This is a genomic window from Amycolatopsis stemonae, from assembly GCF_054781455.1.
Map to the genome: position 1 here is coordinate 575,234 of NZ_BAAGUJ010000004.1, position 24,321 is coordinate 599,554.

At 73.1% G+C, this 24,321-nt stretch carries 26 protein-coding genes; 15 read left to right on the forward strand and 11 right to left on the reverse strand.

Annotated features, from left to right (window positions below):
* Complete coding sequence (locus ACYVLJ_RS18415; protein WP_451972799.1) at positions 1-1,035, reverse strand: site-specific integrase; 1,035 nt, start codon at positions 1,033-1,035, stop codon at positions 1-3.
* Between the two features lie 79 nt (positions 1,036-1,114).
* On the opposite strand from ACYVLJ_RS18415, the gene ACYVLJ_RS18420 reads away from it, so the two are divergent.
* From ACYVLJ_RS18420 to ACYVLJ_RS18450, 7 genes are all read left to right on the forward strand, one after another.
* The gene (locus ACYVLJ_RS18420; protein ID WP_451972797.1) at positions 1,115-1,459 is read left to right on the forward strand and encodes a YciI family protein; all 345 of its coding nucleotides are present in this window, start codon (positions 1,115-1,117) and stop codon (positions 1,457-1,459) included.
* Positions 1,456-2,655 (forward strand): RNA polymerase sigma factor, encoded by a 1,200-nt coding sequence (locus tag ACYVLJ_RS18425; protein WP_460439515.1) that lies wholly within the window; start codon positions 1,456-1,458, stop codon positions 2,653-2,655. The genes ACYVLJ_RS18420 and ACYVLJ_RS18425 overlap by 4 nt, the downstream gene beginning before the upstream one ends.
* 104 nt (positions 2,656-2,759) lie before the next feature.
* Positions 2,760-3,563 carry a Rossmann-fold NAD(P)-binding domain-containing protein gene (locus ACYVLJ_RS18430; RefSeq protein ID WP_460439516.1) on the forward strand — a complete coding sequence of 268 codons (804 nt, stop codon included), beginning with the start codon at positions 2,760-2,762 and terminating at the stop codon, positions 3,561-3,563.
* Between the two features lie 51 nt (positions 3,564-3,614).
* Positions 3,615-4,478: a helix-turn-helix transcriptional regulator gene (locus ACYVLJ_RS18435; protein WP_460439517.1), complete on the forward strand. Its 864-nt coding sequence runs from the start codon at positions 3,615-3,617 to the stop codon at positions 4,476-4,478.
* 205 nt (positions 4,479-4,683) lie between these two features.
* Positions 4,684-5,742: a coiled-coil domain-containing protein gene (locus ACYVLJ_RS18440; protein WP_460439518.1), complete on the forward strand. Its 1,059-nt coding sequence runs from the start codon at positions 4,684-4,686 to the stop codon at positions 5,740-5,742.
* Positions 5,743-5,781: 39 nt separating this feature from the next.
* Positions 5,782-6,123, forward strand: a complete 342-nt coding sequence (locus ACYVLJ_RS18445; RefSeq protein WP_460439519.1) for an ArsR/SmtB family transcription factor — start codon at positions 5,782-5,784, stop codon at positions 6,121-6,123.
* Positions 6,120-6,551 (forward strand): SRPBCC family protein, encoded by a 432-nt coding sequence (locus tag ACYVLJ_RS18450; protein ID WP_460439520.1) that lies wholly within the window; start codon positions 6,120-6,122, stop codon positions 6,549-6,551. The genes ACYVLJ_RS18445 and ACYVLJ_RS18450 overlap by 4 nt, the downstream gene beginning before the upstream one ends.
* Before the next feature lie 9 nt (positions 6,552-6,560).
* On the opposite strand, the gene ACYVLJ_RS18455 is transcribed toward ACYVLJ_RS18450, so the two are convergent.
* Positions 6,561-7,487 carry an AraC family transcriptional regulator gene (locus ACYVLJ_RS18455; protein ID WP_460439521.1) on the reverse strand — a complete coding sequence of 309 codons (927 nt, stop codon included), beginning with the start codon at positions 7,485-7,487 and terminating at the stop codon, positions 6,561-6,563.
* A gap of 82 nt (positions 7,488-7,569) precedes the next feature.
* Between ACYVLJ_RS18455 and ACYVLJ_RS18460 the strand changes: the two genes are divergently transcribed.
* The gene (locus ACYVLJ_RS18460; RefSeq protein ID WP_460439522.1) at positions 7,570-8,391 is read left to right on the forward strand and encodes an NAD(P)H-binding protein; all 822 of its coding nucleotides are present in this window, start codon (positions 7,570-7,572) and stop codon (positions 8,389-8,391) included.
* A 17-nt stretch (positions 8,392-8,408) separates the two neighbouring features.
* A complete protein-coding gene (locus tag ACYVLJ_RS18465; protein ID WP_460439523.1) occupies positions 8,409-8,864 on the forward strand; it encodes an anthrone oxygenase family protein in 456 nt (151 codons plus the stop codon).
* A gap of 1 nt (position 8,865) precedes the next feature.
* Here the strand turns inward: ACYVLJ_RS18465 and ACYVLJ_RS18470 are convergent, their stop codons facing one another.
* Genes ACYVLJ_RS18470 through ACYVLJ_RS18490 form a run of 5 tightly spaced genes read right to left on the reverse strand, consistent with a single transcriptional unit; the run spans position 8,866 to position 12,811 of the window.
* Positions 8,866-9,351 (reverse strand): AraC family transcriptional regulator, encoded by a 486-nt coding sequence (locus ACYVLJ_RS18470; RefSeq protein WP_451972778.1) that lies wholly within the window; start codon positions 9,349-9,351, stop codon positions 8,866-8,868.
* On the reverse strand, positions 9,351-9,683 hold the full coding sequence (locus tag ACYVLJ_RS18475) for a YciI family protein (protein WP_451972776.1): 333 nt from the start codon (positions 9,681-9,683) through the stop codon (positions 9,351-9,353). Before ACYVLJ_RS18475 ends, ACYVLJ_RS18470 begins: the two co-directional genes overlap by 1 nt.
* A gap of 1 nt (position 9,684) precedes the next feature.
* Positions 9,685-10,449, reverse strand: coding sequence for an alpha/beta fold hydrolase (locus tag ACYVLJ_RS18480; protein ID WP_460439524.1), 765 nt, complete (start codon positions 10,447-10,449; stop codon positions 9,685-9,687).
* Positions 10,446-11,717 (reverse strand): RNA polymerase sigma factor, encoded by a 1,272-nt coding sequence (locus tag ACYVLJ_RS18485; RefSeq protein WP_460439525.1) that lies wholly within the window; start codon positions 11,715-11,717, stop codon positions 10,446-10,448. Before ACYVLJ_RS18485 ends, ACYVLJ_RS18480 begins: the two co-directional genes overlap by 4 nt.
* Before the next feature lie 23 nt (positions 11,718-11,740).
* Positions 11,741-12,811: a TetR/AcrR family transcriptional regulator gene (locus ACYVLJ_RS18490; protein WP_460439526.1), complete on the reverse strand. Its 1,071-nt coding sequence runs from the start codon at positions 12,809-12,811 to the stop codon at positions 11,741-11,743.
* Between the two features lie 86 nt (positions 12,812-12,897).
* On the opposite strand from ACYVLJ_RS18490, the gene ACYVLJ_RS18495 reads away from it, so the two are divergent.
* Entirely contained in the window at positions 12,898-14,067 is a 1,170-nt protein-coding gene (locus ACYVLJ_RS18495) for a cytochrome P450 family protein (protein ID WP_460439527.1), read from the forward strand.
* On the opposite strand, the gene ACYVLJ_RS18500 is transcribed toward ACYVLJ_RS18495, so the two are convergent.
* Positions 14,050-14,826 (reverse strand): TetR/AcrR family transcriptional regulator, encoded by a 777-nt coding sequence (locus ACYVLJ_RS18500; RefSeq protein WP_460439528.1) that lies wholly within the window; start codon positions 14,824-14,826, stop codon positions 14,050-14,052. The genes ACYVLJ_RS18495 and ACYVLJ_RS18500 overlap by 18 nt on opposite strands.
* A gap of 79 nt (positions 14,827-14,905) precedes the next feature.
* On the opposite strand from ACYVLJ_RS18500, the gene ACYVLJ_RS18505 reads away from it, so the two are divergent.
* From ACYVLJ_RS18505 to ACYVLJ_RS18520, 4 genes are all read left to right on the forward strand, one after another.
* Positions 14,906-15,832 (forward strand): DrrA family ABC transporter ATP-binding protein, encoded by a 927-nt coding sequence (locus ACYVLJ_RS18505; protein ID WP_460439529.1) that lies wholly within the window; start codon positions 14,906-14,908, stop codon positions 15,830-15,832.
* On the forward strand, positions 15,829-16,611 hold the full coding sequence (locus ACYVLJ_RS18510) for an ABC transporter permease (RefSeq protein ID WP_460439530.1): 783 nt from the start codon (positions 15,829-15,831) through the stop codon (positions 16,609-16,611). The genes ACYVLJ_RS18505 and ACYVLJ_RS18510 overlap by 4 nt, the downstream gene beginning before the upstream one ends.
* Positions 16,612-16,682: 71 nt before the next feature.
* Positions 16,683-19,145, forward strand: a complete 2,463-nt coding sequence (locus tag ACYVLJ_RS18515; protein WP_460439531.1) for a DEAD/DEAH box helicase — start codon at positions 16,683-16,685, stop codon at positions 19,143-19,145.
* Positions 19,145-20,236: an SWIM zinc finger family protein gene (locus ACYVLJ_RS18520; RefSeq protein ID WP_451972758.1), complete on the forward strand. Its 1,092-nt coding sequence runs from the start codon at positions 19,145-19,147 to the stop codon at positions 20,234-20,236. The genes ACYVLJ_RS18515 and ACYVLJ_RS18520 overlap by 1 nt, the downstream gene beginning before the upstream one ends.
* 189 nt (positions 20,237-20,425) lie before the next feature.
* Here the strand turns inward: ACYVLJ_RS18520 and ACYVLJ_RS18525 are convergent, their stop codons facing one another.
* Positions 20,426-21,436, reverse strand: a complete 1,011-nt coding sequence (locus ACYVLJ_RS18525; RefSeq protein ID WP_460439532.1) for an aldo-keto reductase family protein — start codon at positions 21,434-21,436, stop codon at positions 20,426-20,428.
* Between the two features lie 81 nt (positions 21,437-21,517).
* Here ACYVLJ_RS18525 and ACYVLJ_RS18530 point away from each other — a divergent pair, with 81 nt between their 5' ends.
* Positions 21,518-22,084, forward strand: a complete 567-nt coding sequence (locus ACYVLJ_RS18530) for a TetR/AcrR family transcriptional regulator (protein ID WP_460439533.1) — start codon at positions 21,518-21,520, stop codon at positions 22,082-22,084.
* Between the two features lie 24 nt (positions 22,085-22,108).
* Here the strand turns inward: ACYVLJ_RS18530 and ACYVLJ_RS18535 are convergent, their stop codons facing one another.
* Together ACYVLJ_RS18535 and ACYVLJ_RS18540 are read right to left on the reverse strand one after the other, a co-directional pair.
* Positions 22,109-23,731 carry an acyl-CoA dehydrogenase family protein gene (locus tag ACYVLJ_RS18535; RefSeq protein ID WP_460439534.1) on the reverse strand — a complete coding sequence of 541 codons (1,623 nt, stop codon included), beginning with the start codon at positions 23,729-23,731 and terminating at the stop codon, positions 22,109-22,111.
* On the reverse strand, positions 23,715-24,320 hold the full coding sequence (locus tag ACYVLJ_RS18540) for a TetR/AcrR family transcriptional regulator (RefSeq protein WP_451972750.1): 606 nt from the start codon (positions 24,318-24,320) through the stop codon (positions 23,715-23,717). The genes ACYVLJ_RS18535 and ACYVLJ_RS18540 overlap by 17 nt, the downstream gene beginning before the upstream one ends.
* Position 24,321 lies beyond the last annotated feature (1 nt).

Consider the following 24,321-nt stretch of genomic DNA (forward strand, 5'->3'; position numbering starts at 1 on the left):
TCAGAGGTCGAGCACGCCCGCCGCGTTGTCGTCCCACTGGTCGACCCGGCGGATGTACTCGTAGAGCGCCCGGCTGCCGCGCACCCAGCGCCCCTGGTCGGCGATGGCGACGTCGTCCGCGCCGGCGCGACGGGCTTCGGTGGCGAACCCGGACCGCAGCGAGTGCCCGGTCACCGGGTACGGCAGGCCCGCCCGTGTCCCGGCGCGGGTGAGGATCTGGTTGACGCCGGTCGTGGTCAGCGCGGGCGCGCCGACGTTGCCGTGCCGGTCGACCCGCCGGAACGCGGGCCCCTCGGCGATCCCCGCCCCCGAGCGCCACGCGTGCCAGGCCCGCACCGGGTCGGTGTCGGCGTTCTCGCGCCGCGGGACGACCATGTCGCCGGTGCTCTTGCCGTGCCGGACCGTCACGCGGAGCCCGCGATCGTCGACCGGCTCGACGTCGGTGACCAGCAGGTTCGCCAGGTCGGAGCACCGGGCGGCGATGGGGAACCCGATGAGCAGCATCGCCCGGTCGCGGGCACCGGACAGGGTGTCCGGGCAGGCCCGCGACATCGCGCGCAGGTCGGCGAGGGTGACCATGGTGGCCTTGCCCCGGCCGCGCTGGATCCCCTCGCGCGCCAGCCGTTGCCGGTAGCCCTTGAGGGCCCGCCACGCGGCACGGCTCGCTTCGGGATCGACGACGACCTTGTGGTGCCGCAGCCCGGCGAGGGCACCGGTGAGCCGCCGCTCGATCGTCGACGGCGCGGCCGGCGCGGCCCGTTCCGGCACCTCGGGCACCGCGCGCTCGTCCGGACGCAGGGTCCGGCCGCGCTCGAGCCACACGACGAACCCGGTCAGCGCCCCGACGGACGCCGACAGCGGCGGGATCCCGGCCTCGGCGGTGTAGTCCTGCCACACCTGCCAGTCCTGGGCGTAGGCCTTGAGGGTGTTGGGCGGCCGTTGCCCCTCGACGTGCCGCGCGGCGGCCTGGTCGAGCAGGGCGAGCCGGTCCGCCGGGCTGAGGGCGGTGTCGATCACCGGTTCGAGCTCGGGCACGCGCCGAGGTTACGGGATGATGCTGTCGATCCGGCCGGGAGCCGTTCGTATGAAGGGTGAACCCGCGAAAGGAGCCGCTGTGAAGCAGTACCTGCTCAGCATCTACCAGCCCGACGGCCCGACCCCGCCGCCCGAAGTGCTCGACGGCGTGGTGAAGAAGCTCGACGCCCTCAACGCCGACCTGAAGGCCGCCGGGGCCTGGGTGTTCGCCGGTGGGCTGCACCCGCCGGCCACCGCCACCGTGCTGCGGGCCGACAACGGCGACACCCTCGTCACCGACGGGCCCTTCGCCGAAGGCAAGGAACACCTCGGCGGGTTCACCATCATCACCGCGCCCGATCTCGACGCGGCGATCGCGTGGGGCAGCCGCCTCGCCGACGCCGTCGCACCGCTGCCGGTCGAGGTGCGGCCGTTCGCCGGATGAGCGTCGAAGAGGTCTTCACCGCGGAGTACGGCCGTGCCGTGTCGGTGCTCGTGCGGGTCTTCGGCAGCATCGACGTCGCCGAGGAAGCCGTGCAGGACGCGTTCGCCGAGGCGGTCCGGCGGTGGCCGGGAGCCGGGCAGCCGCCGAGCCCGGCCGGCTGGATCATCACCACCGCGCGCAACCGCGCCATCGACCGTCTCCGCCGTGAGGCCGCGCGCGAGGACAAGCACGCCCAGGCGGCGTTGCTCCAGGCCACTTCGGTGAACGACGCGGTCGAGCCCGTCGAGGAGGGCGCCGTGCCCGACGAACGGCTCCGGCTGATCTTCACCTGCTGCCACCCCGCCCTCGCACGGGCCGGCCAGGTCGCACTGACCCTGCGGCTGCTCGGCGGCCTGACGACCGCGGAGATCGCCGGCGCGTTCCTGGTCGCCGAACCGACGATGGCCCAGCGGATCGTCCGGGCGAAGAACAAGATCCGCGACGCGGGCATCCCGTACCGCGTCCCGCAGGACGCCGACCTGCCGGCGCGGCTGTCGGCGGTGCTCGGCGTGCTGTACCTGATCTTCAACGAGGGCTACGCGGCGAGCGCGGGGGAGGACCTGGTCCGCGACGACCTGTGCCGCGAGGCGATCCGGCTGACCCGCGCGCTGGCCGGGCTGATGCCCGACGAGCCGGAGGTGCGGGGCCTGCTGGCCCTGATGCTGCTGATCGACGCCCGCCGCGCGACCCGCACCACCGCGTCCGGCGACCTGGTCTTGCTGGCCGACCAGGACCCGGCCGGGTGGGACGCGGACCTGGTCGCCGAAGGCCAGGAGATCGTCCGCGGGTGCCTGCGCCGCAACCAGCCGGGCCCGTACCAGATCCAGGCGGCGATCCAGGCCGTCCACAGCGACGCGCCCACGGACTGGTCCCAGGTCAAAGCGCTCTACGACCAGCTCCTGGCCGTGGCGCCGACGCCGGTGGTGGCGCTCAACCGCGCGGTCGCGGTCGCCGAAGTCGACGGTCCCGCTCCCGCGCTGGCCCTGGTGGAAGCCCTGGATCTGCCGCGTTTCCCGCTCTTCCACGCGATCCGCGCGGACCTTCTGGACCGGCTCGGCCGGGCCGAGGACGCCGTGGCTGCGTACACCGCGGCGATCGAGCTGACCCACAATGCCGCCGAGAAGGCCTTTCTGGAGCGGAAGCTCGCCCGGCGCTGACGTTCGTGGGGGCTCCCGCGGTACCTGGATCACCAGGGTCTCCCCGACGTCCGGAACGGCTGCCAGCCTGGTGGGGAATTCCCCGGCAGAAAGAACGAAAACCCATGGCGGAAAACCCGTTCACCACCCACGCGGACCTCTTCGATCTGCGCGGGAAACGCGCCCTTGTCACCGGCGGAACCAGGGGCATCGGAGTGATGATCGCGCGCGGCCTGCTGCAGGCGGGTGCCCGCGTCATCGTCTGCTCACGCAAGGCGGACGCGTGCGCGGAAGCCCAGGAACACCTCTCCGAATTCGGCGACGTCCAGGCGATCCCCGCCGACCTGTCCGACCACGACGAGTGCCGGCGTCTCGCCGATCTCGTCAAGGCCGAGTCGGACCACCTGGACATCCTCGTCAACAACGCGGGAGCGATGTGGCGCGAGCCGCTGGAGACGTTCCCGGCCGAGGCCTGGGACGCGGTGGTCGACCTCAACCTCAAGTCGCCGTTCTGGCTGGTCCAGGCGCTGCTCCCGGCGCTGCGCAGGGCGGGCACGGCCGACGATCCCGCACGGATCATCAACATCGGCAGCATCGCCGCCATCCACGTCGCCGAGTCACCCAACTACTCCTACGCCGCCAGCAAAGCGGCGCTGCACCAGCTCACCAGGGTGCTCGCCAGGGAACTGGGCCCCCAGCACGTCACGGTGAACGCGGTGGCCCCCGGACCGTTCCCGTCGCAGATGATGGCGGCCACGCTCGACGCCATCGGCGACACGATCGCGGCGAAGGCCCCGCTGCGCCGGCTCGGCCGCGACGACGACATGGCGGGGATCGCCGTGTTCCTCGCCGCCCGGGCCGGGGCGTACCTCACGGGCACGATCATCCCGGTCGACGGCGGCATCGCCACGACCGCGACCGGGACATAGGGGTACCGGCAGAACCTCCCTGCGCCCGCGGACCGGACCTAGGGTGAGGAGGTGACCAAGATCGACCTGCGCACCGAGATCAAGGAGTTCCTGAGCTCGCGCCGCGCGCGGATCGCACCTGAGCGGGCCGGGCTGCCCGCGTACGGCGGCAACCGCCGGGTCAAAGGTCTGCGTCGGGACGAGGTCGCTCTCCTGGCCGGGATCTCGGTCGACTACTACGTGCGCATGGAGCGCGGCGGCCTCGCCGGCGCCTCCGACGGGGTCCTGGACGCGGTGGCCTCGGCCTTGCACCTGGACGAGGCCGAACGTGACCACCTCGTCCACCTCGCGCGGCGGTCCGGCGGCCCACGCCGCCGGACCGCCGCGACGGTGCGTCCGGCGCTTCGGCAGGTCCTTGACGCCATCACCGATGCACCGGCGTGGATCTGCAACGGCCGCTATGACGTGCTGGCCACCAACCACCTCGCCCGCGCGCTGTACTCACCGATGCTGGCCGACGCACGAGGACAGGCGAACACCGCGCGGTTCGTGTACCTGAATCCCGAGGCGGCACGGTCGTTCTTCGTCGACTACGACCGCATCGTCGGCGACGTGGCCGCGAAACTCCGCATGGAAGCCGGCCGCACTCCGCACGACGAGGAGCTGTTCGCCCTGGTCGGCGAACTGTCGACGCGCAGTGAGCTGTTCCGGAAGCGGTGGGCGTCCCAGGACGTCCGGCTCCACCGGTCCGGTCGCAAGCGGCTGCACCACCCGGTGGTGGGGCGGCTCGACCTGGACGTCGAGTCGATGGATCTGCCTGCCGACTCCGGCCTTCTTCTGAACGTCTACACGGCGCCGGTCGGCACGCCGTCTTCGGACGGTCTGGCGCTGTTGGCGTCGTGGGCGGCGGCTCAGAAGATTCAAGCGCCCAACTGATCGGGCGGACCCTCGTTCGTCAACCCGTGGTTGACGTTCTGAGGGGTACCCAGTTTTCGCAAGCCCTGAATCCGCATGAGCCCGTCCTAGGCCATTCTGGGTTGGGATATGTGACCTTATCCAAACCCAAGAGGGCTATCAGGTTTCTTTTGATTTTGAACAGCTCTTCCTAGTTCTGATTAGAAGCTGTGTTAGGGTCCTGATCATGACGGAAGACGCTGGTCAGGCCCGGATTTGCGAGTACCGGCGCTGTGGGGCGCCGCTGCCACCCGCTGTGGGCCGGGGGAGCCGGGCGCGGTTCTGCCAGGACGGGAAGACCTGGGGCCGCCGGAACCTCTCCTGCCGTGACGCCGAAGCCGTGCTTTCGGACGCCGAGTCGCTGCGGGAGAGCGACACCGAGCTGGACGACACGGCCGTCACCGCGCTCGCCGGCCAGGTCGACCGGGTGCTCGACCCCGCCCGCGGGCTCGTCGAGACGCTCACGACCCTGCGCCACCAGCTCGAAGCCACCACGGCCACCGCACTGGCCGAACGGGACGCGGCCCTCGCCGAGGCCGATGAGCACCGCCGGCAGCGCGGCCGTGCCGAGGCCGTCGCAACCCAGGCCCGAGAGGACGCCGATGAGGCGGTCCGCGCGGCCAAAGCCGCCGAGCAGGAGAAAGCCGCGGCACTGCGTGAGCGGGACGAGGATCGCGCCGCCCGCCGGGCTGCCCAGCAGGAGCAGCAACGCGCCGAAGGGCAGCTGGCGGCAGTCCGGGACGAGCTGGTCCGCGTGGCCGAACGGGCCGACGCCGCGGCCGCTCTCGCCGGTGAACGCGCCGCGACGATCGCCACCCTGACCGCCGAACTCGCGGCCGCACGAACGGCCATCGAGGACGAGCGTCGCCAAGCCGCCGCGCGGACTGAGGCGGCAGAGGCCCAGGCCGAGGTGATGTCGGGCCGCCTCGACGCGGCCGAAGCACGTGCGCAGGCGCTCGACGCGCGCCTCGAAGTAGCCCGCGAAGAGCTGACCAAGGCAGCTGCTGCTCACCAGTCCGCCCTCGGTCAAGCCCGGGCGGACGCGGACCGGCGCCTGGCCGAGCTGCAGGCGGGTCACGAGCAGACCATCCGGTCGATGCACGAGACCACCACGCACCTCGGCGCCGAGCTCCGCGCGTCCGCCGGGCGTGCCGACAACGCCGAACGCGCGCTGACCAGGGTCTTGGCCGTCCTGCGGGAGGCCGACACGAGTGTGCCCGAGGATGTCGCGGCAATGCTTAAGTAGTTACTTGACTATCATGACGGCTCGACATAACTTAAGTACATGCTTGACCATGAGCTGGACCTGGTGTTCCGGGCCCTCGGGGACCGGACGCGGCGGGCGCTGGTGGAACGGCTCGTGCGCGGGCCCGCGTCGGTCAGCGAGCTGGCCGAACCGCTGACCATGTCGCTCGCCGCCGTCGTCCAGCACCTGCAGGTGCTGGAATCCGCCGGCATCGTGCGGTCGGAGAAGGTCGGCCGCGTCCGCACCTGCCGGATCGAGCCGGACGTGCTGCGCGCCGGCGAACACTGGCTGGGACGGCAGCGCACCACGTGGGAGGGCAGGCTCGACCGGCTCGGCGACTTCCTCGCCGGGCCCGGCACCTCGGAAGGGAGCACGGAATGACCGTCAAGCACTCGACTTTCACGCTGGAACGGACCTATCCCGTCCCGGCCGCGCGCGTGTTCGCCGCTTGGGCGGACCCGGTCGCGAAGGACCGGTGGTTCGTGTCCGAGGGGTCGCACGAGCTGGACTTCCGCGTCGGCGGCCGGGAAACCCTCGACGGCCTCACCCCCGACGGCGGTGCACTGAACCTCGTGTCGACCTACCACGAGATCGTGCCGGAGCAGCGGATCGTCTACTCCTCCACGCTCACCGGCCGTGGTGCGCTCGCGACCGTTTCCATCACCACGGTGGAACTGGTGCCGGAGGGCGACGGCACCCGGCTGGTCCTCACCGAGCAGGACACGTTCCTCGACGGCGCCGAGAAACCGGAGTGGCGCGAGCAGGGCACGGGTGACTGGCTGGACAAGCTCGGCGACGAGCTGAAGTGACGACCACGCTCACGCCGTCCGGTACTGCTGGGGGCTGACGCCGAACTCGCGTTTGAAGGCCGCGCTGAGCGCGAACGCGCTGCCGTAGCCGACCTGGCGGGCGACCGCGGCGATGGTGGCGTCCGGCTGCTGGCGCAGCAGGTCCGCGGCGAGGGCGAGGCGCCAGCCGGCGAGGTAGGCCATCGGGGTCTCGCCGACCGTGACCGCGAACCGCCGGGCCAGTGCCGCCCGCGAGACACCGGTGTTCGCGGCGAGCTTGGCGACCGTCCACGGCTCGGCGGGCTGGTGCTGCAGCAGCCGCAGCGCCTGCCCGACGACCGGGTCGTCGTGGGCGCGGTACCAGGCGGGCGCGCTGGTGCCGGGCCGGTCGAACCACGCGCGCAGCGCGGCGATCAGCAGCAGGTCCAGCAGCCGGTCGAGGACCGCTTCCTGGCCGGGGACGTCCCGGTTGATCTCGGCGGCCAGCAGCCCGACCAGCGGCGTCGGCCAGTCGGCCGCGCGCAGGACGATCAGCGCCGGCAGCGCGGCCAGGAGCTTCTTGCTGATCTCGCCTTCCATGCCGTAGGTGCCGGTCAGCAGGTCGACCGGGCCACCCGTGCCCCAGGTCCGCACGCCGAGATCGGCGTACGCGGTGAGGTGGCCGCCGTCGGGTGTCCGGCATTCCTGGCCGGGCAGGATGACGGCTTGTGGTGGCGTCGACGGGTGGTCGGCGACCAGGTACGGGGCCGGGCCGCGAGCGATCGCGACGTCTCCTTCGCTCAGCAGCACCGCTTCGCCCGCGTCGGGCACGATCCACGCTTCGCCGCGCACTACCGACACGACGGTCAGCGGCGCGTGGTCCTCGATGCGCAACGACCACGGCGGGGTCATGACCGAGCGCAGCAGGAACGCGCCGTGGGCGCGGGGTCCGTCGAGCAGCGCGGCGAGCGGGTCCATGGCCCTGAGTGTAGACGCTGAAACATGCGATCGAGGCTTTGAACTATGGAGAGTCTTACGGGGTGCCGGTTGACTCAGTGCCATGACAACGAACTTCTTGGTGGTGGGCGGCACGGGCAAGACCGGGCGGCGCGTGGCGGACCGGCTGCGGGAGCGGGACCTGCCGGTGCGGACGACGTCCCGGCGCGGGACACCGCCGTTCGACTGGGCCGATCGCGAGACCTGGGCGCCGGTGCTGAAGGGCGTCGACGCCGTGTACCTGACCTACTACCCCGATCTGGTGGTGCCCGAGGCGGCGGCCGACATCCGCGCGTTCGCCGAACTCGCGGTGGCGCGGGGAGTTCAGCATCTCGTGCTGCTGTCCGGGCGCGGTGAGGAGGACGCCGAGGCGTGCGAGCGGATCGTCCGGGACGCCGGCACCGGCTGGACGGTCCTGCGCTGCAGCTGGTTCGCCCAGAACTTCAGCGAGCACTTCCTCCTGGACGCCGTGCTCGGCGGGGAGATCGCGCTGCCGGCGGGCACCGTGACCGAGCCGTTCATCGACGTCCGCGACATCGCCGACGTCGCGGTGAAGGTGCTCACCGAGCCCGGTCACACCGGTGAGTTGTACGAGCTGACCGGTCCGCGGCTGCTGAGTTTCGCCGACGCTGCCGCGGAGATCTTGGCCGCATCGGGGCGAAATGTTCGCTATGTTCCGGTTTCCGGGGCGGAGTACGCGGCCGCGGCGGTGGCGTACGGCGTGCCCGCGGAAGAGGTCGGGGCGCTGACGGAGCTGTTCGCGCGGGTGCTCGACGGGCGCAACGAGTCGGTGACCGGCGACGTGGCGCGGGTGCTGGGGCGCCCCGCGACGGACTTCGCCGCCTTCGCGCGGGACGCGGCGGCGACCGGGGTCTGGGCCCGGTGACGAGGAGGGAGAGACCGATGTCGACGGTGGTGCTGGTGGCCGCGCTGGTCGCGGCCGGGTTGGTCGCGGGGTTGTTCTACGCCTACGCGTGCTCGGTGATGCCGGGGATCGGGCGGGGCGACGACAAGACGTTCGTGGAGGCGATGCGCGGGATCAACGTCGCGATCGTGAACCCGGTCTTCATGCTGACGTTCCTGGGCGCGCCGCTGCTGGCGGCCGTCGCGGTGTTCTTCCACCTGGGGTCGCGGTCGCTGCCGTGGGTGATCGCGGGGTTCGTGTTCCTGCTGGCGATGGTCGTGATCACCGGGGTGGTCAACATCCCGCTGAACAACGCGCTGGACAGGGGCGGCGACGACTACGCGGCGGTGCGGGCGGCGTTCGAGACGGTGTGGGTGCGCTGGAACGTCGTGCGTGCCGTGGTGAGCACGGCCGGGTTCGGCTGTCTGGTGGCGGCCGTGCTCACCCGGAACTGAGTCAGCCGGCGACGCGGAAGAGCAGGTCGGTGACCCACTGGGCGGGGTCCGGGACGTCGAGGGGGTTGGTGCGCAGCACTTCCAGGCGCCCGCCCCACTCCTCGCCGTCGGGGCCTTCGGTGACGTCCCACGTGACGCCCTCGGCGGCGCCCCAGGCCAGAACCGCTTCGGTCGCGGCGGCCAGGCCGTCGGGGGCGCCGACGTAGGTCTCGAGGACGTACTTGCCGGCCGGGACTTCGCCGGGGAAGGCCGGTTCGTCCGGGGTGAAGGCGGCGTCGATCGGGACGCCGGCTTCGACGGTGAAGCGCATGCCGGGGTGCAGCACGCGGTAGCGGAAGAACGGCGCGCCGGCCGGGACGATCCCATGGCCGGCGAGGGTGCCGATGAGCGGGGGCAGCCGGTCGGCGATGCGCGGGAACTCCTCGATGCCGAGGGTGGCGCGCTCGGCGACGTACCGCTGGGCGGGTCGGTCCACGATGGACGGCATCAGGGTTCCTCCGGGACGAAGACGGGGCGGACTTCGATACTGCCGTAGGTCGCGGCGGGGTGCTGGGCCGCGATCTCCACGGCTTCGTCGAGGTCGTCGCACTCGATGAGGACGTAGCCGCCGACCTGTTCCTTGGCTTCGGTGAACGGCCCGTCGGTGAGCAGGACTTCGCCGTCGCGGACGCGGATCGTGGTGGCTTCCGACGGCGGGCGCAGGCCGCCTCCGCCGTGGATCTTGCCGCGGCGGGCCAGGTCTTCGCCCCAGCCGTCGCAGCCGTCGTACTGGTGGTCTTCGGCGGTCTCGTCGCCGGCGATGAGCAGGAGGTAGCGCACGTCAGTGTCCTTCCAGGACTTCGCGCAGGCGCGCGGCGAAGGGTTCGGGCTCGGTGGCGAACCCGCCGTGGTCGCCCGGGAACTCCACCGGGGTGAGGCCGAGGCCGCCGGCGAGCCCGAGGGCGGTTTCGTGGGCCGTGGACCCGGCGGACTTCTCGCCGACGGCGACGACGAGCCGCGCCGAGGTCGCCTTGAGCGCGTCGAGATCGGGTTCGTAGGCGCCGGTGGCGGCCATCAGGTGGCGGAAGAAGTAGGTGAAGTTGCCGTGGCCGCGGGGGTCGAGCGGGGGCGCGGGTTCGACACCCACGAGGGCCATGAACGCGGCGAAGGCGGCGTCGATGCCCTGGTCGCGGAAGACCGCCGGGATGTCCGGGCCGTCGAGGGCGCCGGCGGGCAGGTAGCGGGTGACCGGCGGCTCGTGCAGCACGACCGTGCGGACGTCGCCGGGGTGGCGCGGGACGAGGTCGAGCATCGTGATGGCGCCTCCGCTGTTGGCGAAGACGTCGGCGGGGCCGACCTCGGTGAGCAGGCGGTGCACGTCGTCGGCGTGCTCGCGCACGACGTCGTCGCCCGGTTCGCCGTCGAGGGGGCTGCGGCCGAGGCCGCGCGGGTCGTAGGTGACGACGGTGTGGTCTTGGGCCAGGACGGTCCGGATGTGGGTGAAGACGGCGGCGTCGGCGGGGCCGCCGGGGACCAGCAGCAGGACGGGACCGCTGCCGGTGACGTCGTAGGTGAGCCGGGCGCCGGGTACGGCGAGGGTGGTCATGGGCGCTCCTCCGGTGATCGTGGTTCGACCGACCGACGAACGGGTTCGCCCGGGACCGACACCCCTTCGGAAATTCTTCGCGTGAGGTAGGCGCGCTCGGCTTCGGTGGGCGCGAGGTCGCGGGCTTTCGCGTACCACTCGGCGGCTTCGGCGTGGCGGCCGAGCCGGCGGAGGAAGTCGGCGCGGGTGGCCGGGAGCAGGTGGTAGCCGTCCATCGTCAGCTCGTCGAGCAGGGCGAGCCCGGCGAGCGGCCCGTCGGCCATGCCGACCGCGACGGCCCGGTTGAGCTCGACGACCGCGCTGGGCAGGTACTTGCGCAGTTCGCCGTAGAGGCCGGCGATCTGGGCCCAGTCGGTGTCGGCGGCCCGGGCGGCGGTCGCGTGGCAGGCGGCGATGGCGGCCTGGATCTGGTACGGCCCGGGACTGCGCCGCCGCAGCGCGGTCTCCAGCACCTGGGTGCCTTCGGCGATTTCGGCGGCGTCCCAGCGGGTGCGGTCCTGTTCCTCGAGCGGGACGAGCTGTCCGTCGTCGGTGCGGGTCTCGCGGCGGGCGTGCTGCAGGAGCATGAGGGCGAGCAGGCCGAGGACTTCGGGCTCGTCGGGCATCAGGTGGGCCAGGACGCGGGCGAGCCGGACGGCTTCGGCGGCGAGGTCGGGGCGCAGCAGGCCGGGGCCGGCGCTGGCGGAGTAGCCCTCGTTGAAGGTCAGGTAGAGCACGCCGAGGACGGCGGCGGTGCGTTCGGGCAGCAGGTGCGCGGGCGGGACGCGGTAGGGGATGCCGGCGTTGCGGATCTTGCGTTTCACCCGCACGAGCCGTTGGGACATGGTGGCTTCCGGGACGAGGAAGGCGCGGGCGATCTCGGCGGTCGACAGCCCGGACAACGTGCGCAGGGCGAGCGCGACCTGGGCTTCGGTGGCCAGTGCCGGGTGGCAGCAGGTGAAGATGAGCCGCAGCCGGTCGTCGGTGACACCGCTGTCGTCCTCGGGTGGTTCTTCGGGGACGTGCATGCGGCCGGCCTCCTGCAGCTTGGCGGCGCCGAGGGCGTCGCGGCGGAGCCGGTCGGTGGCGCGGTTGCGGGCGGTGGTGGTGAGCCAGGCGCCGGGCCGCGCCGGAACGCCGTCGCGGGGCCAGGTGCGCAGGGCCAGCGCGAACGCCTCCTGCGCGCACTCTTCGGCGAGGTCCCAGTCGCCGGTGATCCGGATGAGCGTGGCCACGACCTGGCCCCACTCCTCCCGGAACGCCTCCGCGACCACGGTCTCGACGTCCACCACCCGCTCCTCCTCCCGCCGGTTCACCCGCCCGACGAACGGCCGGGGCCGAAACCGACAGCCGCGGCGTGGCAGGCCCCGAACCCCTCGGCACGCGCGACGATCCGGCCGCCTTCGACGCGGATGGCGGTCTCGGTGGCGTCGCTGACCGCGGTGACGCCGGCCGCCGCGGCGAGTGCTCCGGTGGCGTCGCAGACGATCCGCAGCCGCGGCCGGACCGGTGGGGCGATGGCCTGGTCGAGGCAGCCGCGCAGGTCGGCGACGGCGAGCCTCGCCAGCGGGGCGAGCTCGCCGGGGTCGCTGGTGACGAGCACGGCGGTGACGTCGGCGCCGGCGCGGACGGCTTCTTCGAAGGCGGAGGCGCGGTGCAGGCCCAGGACGGTGACGACGCCGTCGCCGGGACGCACGGTGCCGCCGGTGAGCAGGTCGGTCGCGGGCGGCGGGGTCCACGGCTCGTCGACGGGCCGGGCCTGCGAGGTGATCGGCGGGACGCCGGGCCAGTCGTCGCTCAGATCCAGGTCGAGCAGGGCCGCGCAGGCGGTGACGACGTGGAACGGCTCGCCGAAGCCGGGCGCGGCCGCGGCGAGCTGGCTCGCGCCCGAGAGTGTCGTGAGGGCGGCTTCGGCGACGCGGACCAGGCGCCGGCCGGGGCGGCGGCGTTCGAGGGCGAGCCCGAGCAGGATCGCGTTGACGCGCATGAGCTGCGCGTACGGGCGGCGGGTGTGCTCGTCGGCGAGGATCTCGGGCAGCAGGTCGCGGCCGAGGCGGGCTTCGGGGCTGTCGCTGTCGGTGGAGAGCGGCAGCCGGGCGACCCAGGCGCGGGCGAACGCGGCCAGGACATCGGCCGCGGCCGGATCCGGCGGCGGGGTGGCGGGCCGGGGCGCGCGTTCGGCGAGGTCGGCCAGGACCGCGAAGTAGAGGGCTCGTTTTCCGGGGAAGTTGGAGTAGACCGCGCCGCGGGTGAGCTCGGCGCGTTCGGCGATGACGTCGATCTTGGCCTCGCGGAACCCCCGTCCGGCGAACTCGTCGCGGGCGGCGGCGAGGACCTTCGCGCGGTTGCGTTCCTGGGTCTCCGCCCTGCTGAGCCTGACCATCGTCCTCCTTGCCGTGGCGTCGCGAGCCAAGATACCGTGACCACTGAGATGATTAGAACATCTGATGTGAACATCTGGAGTGGCCCATGACCCCCGAGATCGACCTGACCGACTTCGCGGTCCTCACCGACCCGTTCACCGCCTACGACCGCGCCCGCGAGGAGAGCGCGGTGGCCAAGCTGGTGATCCCCGGCTTCGGCCCGTTCTGGGCGCTGACCCGCTACGCCGAGGCTCGCGCGATGCTGGCCGACCCGCGGTTCGAGGTCCGCGCGGAAAGCTTCCTGAGGCCGCCGGGCATCCCCGAGCACTGCCTGGAGTACCTGCGCACGATGGCCGAGCGCGACGGGCCCGAGCACCTGCGGCTGCGCCGCCTGGTGGCCCCGGCGTTCACCCCGAAGCGCGCCGCACAGCTGCGGCCGCGGCTGGTCGCGCTCACCGAACGGCTGCTCGACGAGCTGCCCGCGCACGCCGAAGACGGCGTCGTGGACCTCGTCCCGCACTTCGCGCGGCCGCTGCCGATGGACGTCATCTGCGAGCTGGCGGGCATTCCCGAGGCCGACCGGCCCCAGTGGCGTGAGTACGGCGCCGCGGTCGCGGGCGGCGCCGGTCCGGACTTCGCGGCGGCGATCCCGGCGATCATCGAGGGCGCGAAGGCGGCGGTCGCGCGCAGCCGGGCCGACCCGGGCGACGACCTGATCGGCGACCTCGTGCACGCCCAGGACGGTGACCGGCTCACCGACACCGAGCTGGTCACCCTGGTCTGGCACCTCGTGCTGGCCGGGCAGACGCCGGTGAACCTCATCGCCAACGCCGTCGAAGCCCTGCTGCGGCACCCGGACCAGCTCGAGCTGCTGCGGGCGGACCCCGGGTGGTGGCCGGGGGCGGTCGAGGAGCTGATGCGCTTCTGCAGCCCGCAGCTGCTGACCACGCCGCGGTTCGCGCGGGAGGACGTCAAGATCGACGGTGAGCTGATCCGCGAAGGCGAGCGGGTGACGGCGGCGATGGTGGCCGCCGATCGCGATCCGCGCGTGTTCCCCGACGCCGGCCGCCTGGACGTGATTCGCTCGGGACCGGCCCAGCTGGGGTTCTCGCACGGCCCGCACTTCTGCCTGGGCGCGTCGATCGCGCGGGTGGAGACGGAGGTCGCCCTGTCGGCGTTGTTCGCCCGGTTCCCAGACCTGGCGCTCGCGGGTGACGTGCCGCGGGCACCCGACGGCGGGACGTGGCGTCCGGCGCGGCTACTTCTGACGCTCTGACACGAGCGCCTCGATGCCGTCGAGGACGCGGGCGAGGCCGAAGCGGAAGGTGTAGGCGGGGTCTTCCGCGGCGTTGTGGGCCTCACCCGCGGCCTGGCCGACGCGCGAGGCGATCGGGTAGTGCGCCGCGTCGGCGGCCGGGATACCGGCCAGGACCGGCGCGGCGCGTTCCCACCACACCGCGTCGGTCATGCCGCTGGCGCGGACCAGGCGGGCGGCGTCGATCGAGCTGCGCGCGGTGGTCCGGACCAGGCCGGTGACGAGGCCGACGGCGGCGTCCATCTCGACGTCGTCGAGCCCGATGCCGTCGACCGCGCGCAGCTCGTGCTCGTACTTGGCGAAGCTGTGCGGGCCGAGCGCCGACCGGCTGGTGGTGACCTGCAGCAGCCACGGGTGGCGGTGGAACAGGGCCCACAGCTCGTCGGCGATCGCGGTGAGCGCGGCGCGCCAGCCGAGGCCGGGCTCGGGGGCCGGCAGCTCGCCGTGGACGTGGTCGATCATCAGGTCCAGCAGTTCGGCGCGGCCGGGCACGTAGGTGTAGAGCGACATGGGGGAGACGCCGAGCTGGTCGGCGACGCCGCGGATGGTGACGGCCTCGATGGTGTCGGTGTCGGCGAGCGCCACGGCGGCGCGGACGACGTCGGCCGTGGTCAGCTTCGGTTTCGGGCCGCGTTTCGGGGGGCCGGAGACGCCCCAGAGCAGCTCGATCGTCCGCTTCGGGTCGCCGCTGTCGTTGTCCTCCGTGCGCACGCCGCTCATTCTGTCCACTCGATTCTCGTACGTCGTACAGAGTTGTGCTAACCTCTTCTTCGTACACAGTACAGAGTTAAGGGGCTTGATGACTCCGCAGATCCACGCCGAGGGACTTCGCAAGCGCTACGGCGACGCGTACGCCCTCGATGGGTTCGATCTCTCCGTCCCGGCCGGGTCGCTGCACGGCCTGCTGGGACCCAACGGCGCGGGCAAGACGACGGCGGTCCGCGTGCTCTCCACCCTGCTGCGTCACGACGGGGGCCTCGCGCGGGTGGCCGGCTTCGACGTCGCCGCTGAGCCAGCAAAAGTGCGGTCCTCGATCGGGCTGGTCGGGCAGCAGGCCGCCGTCGACGAGCTGTTGTCCGGGCGGCAGAACCTGGTGTTGTTCGGCCGGCTGCACCACCTGGGCCGGCGTGAAGCCGTGCGCCGCGCCGACGACCTGCTCGAGCGGTTCGGGCTCGTGGACACCGGGGCGAAGCCGGTTTCGGCGTACTCGGGCGGGATGCGTCGGCGGCTGGACCTCGCGGCGTCGCTGCTGGCCGCGCCGCGGGTGCTGTTCCTCGACGAGCCGACCACCGGCCTCGATCCGCGCAGCCGCACCGAGGTCTGGCGGGCGGTGCGGTCGCTGGTCGCCGACGGCACGACCGTGCTGCTCACGACGCAGTACCTGGAGGAGGCCGACCGGCTGGCCGACCGCATCTCCCTGGTGGAACACGGCCGCGTGATCGCCGAAGGCACCCCGGCCGAGCTGAAGGGCTCACTCGGGGCGACCCGGATCGAGCTGGTGCTGACCGACCCCGACGTCGTCCCCGCGGCAACGGCGTTGCTGGCCCGGGTCACCGGGGGCGAGCCGGTCCGCGAGGAGCTGCGGGTCAGCGCGCCGGCCGAGCCGCCGATGCTGGCGGACGCGGTGCGCGAGCTGGCGGCGACCGGGCTGTCGTTCGCCGACGTGGCGTTGCGGCACCCGACGCTCGACGAGGTGTTCCTGGAGCTGACGGGGGTACCGCGATGAGGTGGGCCCTCGAGGACGGCTGGACGCTGACCCAGCGCTACCTCGCGCAGCTGGCGCGGCGCCCGGCGCGGCTGGCCACGGTGGTGGCGTTCCCGATCCTGATGGTGCTGATCTTCGCCTACCTGCTCGGCGGCGGGATGACCGTGCCGGGCGGCGGGTCCTACCGCGAGTTCCTGATGCCCGGGATGTTCGCGATGACCATGGCGTTCGGGTTGTCGGGCACGATGATCGCGGTGCTGGACGACGCGGCCAAGGGCGTCACCGACCGGTTCCGCTCCCTGCCGATGGCGCCCTCGGCGGTGCTCACCGGCCGGGTGGCCGCGGACCTGCTCAACGCGGTGCTCGCGCTGGCGGTGCTGCTGGGCTGCGGGTTCGCCGTCGGCTGGCGCCCGCACGGCAGCCTGGCCGAGACGCTCGCGGCGTTCGGGTTGCTGCTCCTGCTGCGCACGGCCCTGGTGTGGGCGGGGATCTACCTGGGCCTGCTGACCACCGATCCGTCGATGGTGACGCTCGCGCAGACGCTGGAGTTCCCGTTCGGGTTCCTCTCCAGCGCGTTCGTGGCGACCGCGACCATGCCGGCGTGGCTGGGAACCGTGGCGGAGTGGAACCCGTTGTCCTCCACGGTGACAGCGACGCGGGTGCTGTTCAGCAACCCGGGCGCGGGCGGGGAGTCCTGGGTGAGCACGCACCCGGTGCTCATGGCGGTGGTGTGGCCGCTGGTGCTGCTCGCGGTGTTCGTGCCGTTGTCCGTGCGCCGATACGGGAGGCTGGGGAACTGAACGTCGACTTCCACCCGGGTGAGCCGCCGCGGGCGGGACGCCTGGTCATCGACGGCCGTGAGCTGTCCCTTGTGGACGGACTGCCGGAACTGCTCGGCGGCGCCGACGCGTTCTGGGCGACCGCGGCACAGGCCGCGTTGAAGCTCGTCGCCGCGGGACGGCTGCTGCCCGGGGTCACCGAGGGCGGTTACGACGCTTGGCGAGTCGGGCCGCTGGCCCCGGCCGAAGCCGCGTGGCTGCGGGACCTCGCGGCGGCGATGCCGGCGGACGTGCGCGCGCCGGGGCCGTTGCTGCGGACGTTCCTCGACGCCGTCGCCGACACGCTGCCCCGCACGCCCGCCGCGGTGAAGGCGGCCGGGACGCGGTTGTTCGCCGCCGTCGCACCCCAGCGGGCGGAGTCCCTGCGCGACTGGGCCGACGAACTGGCAGCCGGGCTCGACTCGGGGATCCGGGTGTCGCTGCGGATCGAGGCGCCGGACGGCTTCGACGCGGGCCGGTTCCACGCCGTGGTGCAGGTGCACGGTGATGCCGGGATCGCCGACGCGGCCGAGCTGTGGGAGACGGGCCGGTTCGGGCCGCGGGCCCGCATCGACGTCGTGCTGGCCCTGCGCCGCGGTGCGCAGGTGTGGCCGGCGTTGGGCCCGCTGCTCACCTCGGCCGTGCCGGACGAGCTGGCGCTGGGCGAGGACGACGTCACCGAGCTGGTCGCGGCCGCGGCGCCGCGGCTGGCGGCGGTGGGGATCGATGTGCACTGGCCGGCGGAGCTCGCCGGGTCGCTGACCGCGCGAGCGGTCGTGAACGCCGGGGACGCACCGGGTGACCTGCCGTCGTTCTTCGGCGGTGGGCGGGCCCTGGCGTTCGACTGGCAGCTCGCCCTGGGCGGCCAGGTGCTGACCGAGGCGGAGCTGGACGCGCTCGCCGAGGCCCGCCGTCCGGTGGTGCGGCTGCGCGACCGCTGGGTGCTCGTCGACCCCGCATTGGCGGCGAAGGCACGCGAGCGGACGTTGAAGCCGTTGACCCCGGTCGACGCGCTGGGCGCGGTGCTGACCGGGACCACCGAGGTCGACGGCGAGCCGGTCGAGGTCGTCACCGAGGGCTGGCTGGCGCGGCTGCGGGAACGGCTGTCCGCGCCGCCGGAACCCCAGGCGCCGCCCGCCGGGCTGGCCGCGACGCTGCGGGACTACCAGCTGCGCGGATTGCAGTGGCTGGCCACCGTGACCGGCCTCGGGCTCGGTGGCTGTCTCGCCGACGACATGGGGCTGGGCAAGACGGTCACGCTGATCGCGCTGCACCTGCATCGCGCGTCCGGGCCGACGCTGGTGGTGTGCCCGGCGTCGTTGCTGGGCAACTGGGAACGCGAGATCCGCCGGTTCGCTCCGGGCGTGCCGGTGCGGCGCTTCCACGGCGGTGCGCGGTCGCTGGCGGACCTCGACGGGTTCGTGCTCACCACCTACGGCACGCTGCGCGCCGATCCCGCGCCGCTGGCGCAGGTGCGGTGGGGGCTGCTGGTGGCCGACGAGGCCCAGCACGTCAAGAACCACCGGTCGGGCACGGCGAAGGCGGTGCGGCTGGTGCCCGCGGCCGCGCGGGTCGCGCTGACCGGCACGCCCGTGGAGAACACGCTCTCGGAGCTGTGGGCGATCCTCGACTGGTCGGCGCCGGGGCTGCTGGGTTCGCTCAGCGAGTTCCGGGCCCGGTGGGCGAAGCCGATCGAGGCGGGCGATCCGGCCGCGGCCGAGCGGCTGTCCCGGTTGCTGCGGCCGTTCCTGCTGCGGCGGCGCAAGTCCGACCCCGGAATCGCGCCGGAGCTGCCGGCGAAGACCGAGACGGACCGGCCGGTGGCGCTGAGCCCGGATCAGGTGGTGCTGTACGAGGCCGTGGTGCGCGAGATGATGGCCGACATCGCCGCGAGCGACGGGATGGCGCGGCGCGGCCGGATCGTCAAGCTGCTGACCGCGCTCAAGCAGATCTGCAACCACCCGGCGCAGTACCTCAAGGAACCCGGCGGCCGCTCCGGCAAGCTCGAGCTGCTCGACGAGCTGCTGGACACGATCCTCGCCGAAGACGGCGCGGTGCTGGTGTTCACCCAGTACGTCGCCATGGCCCGGCTGCTGGAGAAGCACCTGGCCGCGCGCGGGATCCCCACCCAGCTGCTGCACGGCGGCACCCCGGTGGCCCGGCGCGAAGACCTCGTGCAGCGGTTCCAGGACGGCGAGGTCCCGGTGTTCCTGTTGTCGCTCAAGGCGGCGGGCACCGGGCTGAACCTCACGCGCGCGGACCACGTCGTGCACTTCGACCGCTGGTGGAACCCGGCGGTCGAAGACCAGGCGACCGACCGGGCCTACCGGATCGGGCAGACCCGACCGGTCCAGGTGCACCGGCTGGTCGCCGAAGGGACGGTCGAGGACCGGATCGCGGCCATGCTGCGGGAGAAGCGGGCCCTGGCCGACGCGGTCCTGGCCGGGGGCGAGGCGGCGTTGACGGAACTGTCGGACACCGAGCTCGCGGAGCTCGTCGAGCTGAGGAGCCGCTGATGAGCGACGTGCGAGGGTTCCCGGCGTTCGGGCCCAGCGGCGTCCGCGGGCGGTTCGCGACGTCGTGGTGGGGCCGGGCGTGGCTGAGCGCGATGGAGGACACCGCGCTGGACCTGCGTCAGCTCAAGGCCGGGCGCCGGTACGCGGCGGCGGGGCTGGTCGGGCCGATCACGGTGAGCCCGGGCCGGATCGCGGCGGTGGTCGACGACGCCGACGGCGGCCCGTACCGGACCGAGCTGCGCCTGGCGGAGCTGTCCGAAGTGGACTGGACGCGGTTCTTCGACCGGGTCGCGTCGCGGGCCGGGCACCTGGCGGCGCTGCTGGACCGGGACATGCCGCACGACCTGGTGGCCGCGGCCGGCGACGCCGGCGTCCACCTGCTGCCGGGGATCGGCGATCTCGATCCGGAGTGCGACTGCCCGGGCTGGGAGCTGCCGTGCAAGCACGCGGCCGCGTTGTCGTTCCAGGCGTCGTGGCTGCTGGACGCCGACCCGTTCGTGCTGTTGCTGATGCGGGGCAGGGGCGAGCGGGAGATCCGCGAGGAGCTGGAGAGCCGGACCGCGCCGCGGGCCGAGCTCGAGGTCACCGACCGCACGCCCGGCGAACTGCCGGACCTGGCGGAGTTCCGGCCGTCGGGAGCGCCGTCGGTTCCGGCCGCGCCCGGCGTGCCCGCGGAGGCGTTCGCGCTGCTGTCGGCCAACGCGGCGGCGCGGGCCCGGGCGGTGCTGGCGGGGGAGCCGTGGCCGGGACGGCGGGCCGACGCGGTCCGGCTGGCCGCGGAGTTCCCGCCGGTGGCGTCGCGGCTGGGCGAAGGCACCGGCTTCGAGCAAGCCGTCGCGGCGTGGACGTACGGCGGGCGTGACGGCCTCGAGGTGCTCGACTCGTCGTGGACGCCGCCGAAGCCCGTGCTGGCCGCGGCGCGGGCCGCACTCGCCGACGTGGAGCCGGTGTTCGACCGCAACCACTGCACGGCCGGGGACGTGCAGCTGCGACTGGATCGCCGGGGCCGGTGGCACCCGTACCGGCGCGAGGGCGGGACGTGGTGGCCCGCGGGCCCGCCGGAGACCGACCCCGGCCTGCTGCTCGGCTGAGGCTTCTTCACGCGGAAAAGGGTTGCCACGTCAAGGATTTTCGTGGGAATTCGACGTATCCAGCGTCCGGGCCGGTGTCTCCTGTCCCCCCGAAGGCGGGTTCCGCCTGGCGACTGGGGGTGCGGGCGCGCGGGTGCTGCTCTCCGCGCGCCCGCCCGGTCTTCTGTCGCGGGTCCGGATCGGGCGAGTCTAGGCCGCGGCGCGTTCGGCGAGCGGACGGCGGCGCAGTCCCGGCTGCTGCAGGGCGGGTGGCTGGTAGGTCTGGTCGAGGGTGCCGATGTCGGTGCCGGGCGCGACGATCTCGTCGATGCGGTCGAGGAGGTCGTCGGAGAGGGTGACGTCCAGGCCGGCCAGCAGGTCGTCGAGGTGGGCCATCGTGCGGGCACCCAGCAGTGCGCTCGTCACACCGGGATGGGCGATCGTGAAGGCCATCGCCAGGTGCGTCAGGGGCAGGCCGGCTTCGGCGGCGAGGGCGGCGAACTTCTCGACGACGTCGAGCCGGGTTTCGTCGGTGAGGTGGCGGACCAGGCCCGCGCGGCGCAGTTCGCCGTGCGGGCGGCCGGTCAGCAGGCCTTGGCCGAGCGGGCCCCAGACCAGCGTGCCCATGCCGAAGCGCTGGGTGGTGGGCAGGAGCTCGCGTTCGATGCCGCGGTTGAGCAGGGAGTAGACCGGCTGCTCGGTGTGGAACCCGGTGAGGCCGCGGCGCTCGGCGGCCCACTGGGCGTCGACGATGCCGGACGCCGGGGTCCCGGACGCGCCGATCGCGCGGACCTTGCCGCTGCGCAGCAGGTCGGTGAGGGCGGCGAGGGTCTCCTCGATGTCGGTGCCGGGGTCGGGCCGGTGCAGCTGGTAGAGGTCGATGTGGTCGGTGCGCAGGCGCCGCAGGGAGTTCTCGACCGCCGTGACGATCCAGCGGCGGGAGGCGCCCTGGTGGTTGGGATCCTGGCCGGTGGGGCGGCCGAACTTGGTGGCGAGCACGACGTCGTCGCGGCGGCCTTCGAGGGCTTTGCCGACGACCTCCTCGGAGTCGCCGTAGGCGTCGGCGGTGTCGACGAAGTTGATGCCGGCGTCGAGGGCCTTGTGGAGGACCCGGGCGGAGTCCTCGGGGTCGGCGTTGCCGATCGAGGTGGCGAACATCAGCGTGCCCAGGGCGTAGGGACTGACCTTGATGCCGGTCCGGCCCAGCGTGCGGTACTGCATCGGGACTCCTCGGGTAACCTCAACCGGAAAGCTTTTCCACAACTATACGGAAAGACTTTCCGGGTAGCCACGAGGAGGACCGTGACCGCAGAGCCGCGACGCCGGCGCGCCGACGCCCAGCGCAACATCGACGCCCTGCTGGAGGCGGCTAAGAGCGTGTTCGCCACCTCAGGGGTGGACGCTCCGGCGAAGGAGATCACCGACCTGGCCGGGGTCGGCGTCGGCACGCTCTACCGGCACTTCCCGCAGCGCGCCGACCTGGTCGCGGCCGTGCTGCAGCGCGAGATCGACGCCCTGGCCGACGCGGGACCGCCGCTGAGCGCCGACCACGCGCCGGGGGACGCGCTGCGCAAGTGGCTGCACCGCTACACCGAGCTCGTCGGCACCAAACGCGGGCTGGCCACCGCGCTGCATTCGGGCGATCCCGCCTTCGACGCCCTGCCCGGGTACTTCATGCAGCGCATGGAGCCCGCCCTGGCCGAGCTGCTGGACGCGGCGGCCGCGGCGGGGGAGGTCCGCGCCGACGTGAGCGCGAAGGACCTCCTGCACGCCGTGGCCCTGCTCTGCCAGCCGGTACGTGGCGAGGACCTGGAGTACAACCAGCGGATGGTCGCGGTCCTCGCCGACGGGCTCACCCCACGGGCGTGACCGCGTAGCCCGCGACTCCCTGGCTCAGCGAACCGTCGCGCGCTCGATGATCGCGCCCGTGTCCACCCCGGACGGCAGCGTGCCGAACGCGATGCCCCAGTCACCGCCCAAGCGCGACGCGCAGAAGGCGTCCGCGACCGCCGGGTGACCGTGGCGCACCAGCAGCGAGCCCTGCAGCACCAGCGCCATCGACTCCACCACCCGCCGCGCGCGGTACTCGATGCCGTCGAAGTCGGTTAGCTCCTTGCGAATCCGGTCGACGGCGTCGTCGAGCCGCGCGTCCCCGCCGGCCGCCTGCTCGACCTCGGCGAAGAACGCCGCGACCGACTCCGGCTGCTTGCCCATGGCCCGCAACGCGTCCAGCGCGGCGACGTTGCCCGAGCCTTCCCAGATCGAGGACAGCGGCGCCTCGCGGTAGAGCCGCGGCATGCCCGACTCCTCGACGTACCCGTTGCCGCCGAAGCATTCCAGCGCCTCGGCCGCGTGCGCCGGGGCGCGCTTGCACACCCAGTACTTCGACACCGCGAGCCCCAGCCGCCGGAACGCCTGCTCCTGCGCGTCGTCGCGCCGGTCGCCGGCCGCGGCCAGCCGCATCGCGACCGTCGTCGCGGCTTCGGACTCGACCACCAGGTCGGCGAGCACGTTCGCCATCAGCGGCTGGTCGACCAGCGCCTTGCCGAACGCGTGCCGGTGGGTCGCGTGGTGGATCGCCCGGACCGCCCCCAGCCGCATCCCCGACGCGCTGCCGAGCGTGCAGTCCAGCCGGGTGTTGTTGACCATCTCGATGATCGTGCGGACCCCGCGGCCCTCCTCGCCGACGAGCCAGCCCACGGCGTTGTCGTACTCGATCTCCGACGACGCGTTGGACCGGTTGCCCAGCTTGTCCTTCAGCCGCTGCAGCCGGATCGGGTTGCGCGAGCCGTCGGGCAGGACGCGGGGGAGCAGGAAGCACGAAAGCCCGCCCGGCGACTGGGCCAGGGTCAGGAACATGTCCGACATCGGCGCCGAGGTGAACCACTTGTGCCCGACGAGGGTGTAGCTGCCGTCGGCGCTCGGGGTCGCCGTGGTCGTGTTGGCGCGGACGTCGGAGCCGCCCTGCTTCTCGGTCATCGACATGCCCGCGATCAGCCCGCGCTTGCCGCTCGGCTCGCGCAGCCCGAAGTCGTACTCGGTCGAGGCCAGCAGCGGCTCGTACCGCGCGGCCAGCTCCGGGTTCGCGCGCAGGGCGGGGATCGCCGCGTACGTCATCGAGATCGGACAGCTGTGCCCGGCCTCGACCTGGCCCCAGACGTAGAACTTCGCCGCCCGGGCCGCGTGCGCTCCTTCGCGCGGGTCCTGCCACGGCGTGCCGTGCAGGCCGTGCGACACCGCGACGGTCATCAGCTCGTGCCAGTACGGGTGGAACTCGACCTCGTCGATCCGGTGCCCGTACCGGTCGTGGGTGCGCAGTACCGGCTCGTTCTCGTTGACCAGCCGGCCCCACTCCTGGGCCTGCTCACCGCCGGCGAGCTTGCCCAGCTCGTGCACCTCGTCGGCCGCCCAGCCGGCGCCGGCGCGCTCGAGCCCGGCCAGCAGGGCCGGGTCGTCCGCGACGTCGTGGCCGGCGAACGGCGGGACCTGGTTGGTGACCTCATGCGTGGCGGGCATCGGAACCTCCTAGAGCGCGGACGACGAAGGTGCGGAGCTCGGCGACGTCACCGGCGTTTCCGCTGGTCAACGGACCGATGAGGACTTCGGCGGCGGCCCCCACCAGCGCGGCGGCGGTCAGCCGCCCGTCCTGCGGCGGCAGGGTGCCGTCCTTGACGCCGGCCGCGACGTGCTCGGCGACGACGTCGGTGAACGCCCGCCGGAACTCGAGGCGTTCGGCGTCGATCTGCGGGTCGACGGGCTCGGCGAGCAGGGCGTACGCCTGCCGTGGCGCCTTGAGGGCGCGCTGGGCGAAGGTCTCGAACACGGCGACGACCCGCTCGGCGGGTTCACCCGGCTGCGCGGACACGGCCCGGACGGCCTCGACCTCCCGCGTCACGACCTGCCGGAACACGTGCACGACCAGGTCGGCTTTGGTGGGGAAGTGCTGGTAAACGCTGCCCACGGCCACCCCGGCACGCTCGGCGACGGCGGCGACCGAACAGCCGCTGTAACCGTAACCGGCCAGCTGTTCCGTGGCGGCGGCGACGATCGTCGCGCGCTGGGCGTCGAGGCGTTCCTGCACCTTCGGAGTGCGGCGGTAGGGCACG

Coding starts and splice junctions, on each gene's coding strand:
- ACYVLJ_RS18465 (WP_460439523.1), top strand. CDS start 8,409: ATGTCGACGGTGGTGCTGGTGGCCGCGCTGGTCGCGGCCGGGTTGGTC.
- ACYVLJ_RS18445 (WP_460439519.1), top strand. CDS start 5,782: ATGCTTGACCATGAGCTGGACCTGGTGTTCCGGGCCCTCGGGGACCGG.
- ACYVLJ_RS18505 (WP_460439529.1), top strand. CDS start 14,906: ATGACTCCGCAGATCCACGCCGAGGGACTTCGCAAGCGCTACGGCGAC.
- ACYVLJ_RS18460 (WP_460439522.1), top strand. CDS start 7,570: ATGACAACGAACTTCTTGGTGGTGGGCGGCACGGGCAAGACCGGGCGG.
- ACYVLJ_RS18470 (WP_451972778.1), bottom strand. CDS start 9,351: ATGCCGTCCATCGTGGACCGACCCGCCCAGCGGTACGTCGCCGAGCGC.
- ACYVLJ_RS18490 (WP_460439526.1), bottom strand. CDS start 12,811: ATGGTCAGGCTCAGCAGGGCGGAGACCCAGGAACGCAACCGCGCGAAG.
- ACYVLJ_RS18430 (WP_460439516.1), top strand. CDS start 2,760: ATGGCGGAAAACCCGTTCACCACCCACGCGGACCTCTTCGATCTGCGC.
- ACYVLJ_RS18455 (WP_460439521.1), bottom strand. CDS start 7,487: ATGGACCCGCTCGCCGCGCTGCTCGACGGACCCCGCGCCCACGGCGCG.
- ACYVLJ_RS18535 (WP_460439534.1), bottom strand. CDS start 23,731: ATGCCCGCCACGCATGAGGTCACCAACCAGGTCCCGCCGTTCGCCGGC.
- ACYVLJ_RS18520 (WP_451972758.1), top strand. CDS start 19,145: ATGAGCGACGTGCGAGGGTTCCCGGCGTTCGGGCCCAGCGGCGTCCGC.
- ACYVLJ_RS18480 (WP_460439524.1), bottom strand. CDS start 10,449: ATGACCACCCTCGCCGTACCCGGCGCCCGGCTCACCTACGACGTCACC.
- ACYVLJ_RS18525 (WP_460439532.1), bottom strand. CDS start 21,436: ATGCAGTACCGCACGCTGGGCCGGACCGGCATCAAGGTCAGTCCCTAC.
- ACYVLJ_RS18495 (WP_460439527.1), top strand. CDS start 12,898: ATGACCCCCGAGATCGACCTGACCGACTTCGCGGTCCTCACCGACCCG.
- ACYVLJ_RS18510 (WP_460439530.1), top strand. CDS start 15,829: ATGAGGTGGGCCCTCGAGGACGGCTGGACGCTGACCCAGCGCTACCTC.
- ACYVLJ_RS18425 (WP_460439515.1), top strand. CDS start 1,456: ATGAGCGTCGAAGAGGTCTTCACCGCGGAGTACGGCCGTGCCGTGTCG.
- ACYVLJ_RS18440 (WP_460439518.1), top strand. CDS start 4,684: ATGACGGAAGACGCTGGTCAGGCCCGGATTTGCGAGTACCGGCGCTGT.
- ACYVLJ_RS18500 (WP_460439528.1), bottom strand. CDS start 14,826: ATGAGCGGCGTGCGCACGGAGGACAACGACAGCGGCGACCCGAAGCGG.
- ACYVLJ_RS18450 (WP_460439520.1), top strand. CDS start 6,120: ATGACCGTCAAGCACTCGACTTTCACGCTGGAACGGACCTATCCCGTC.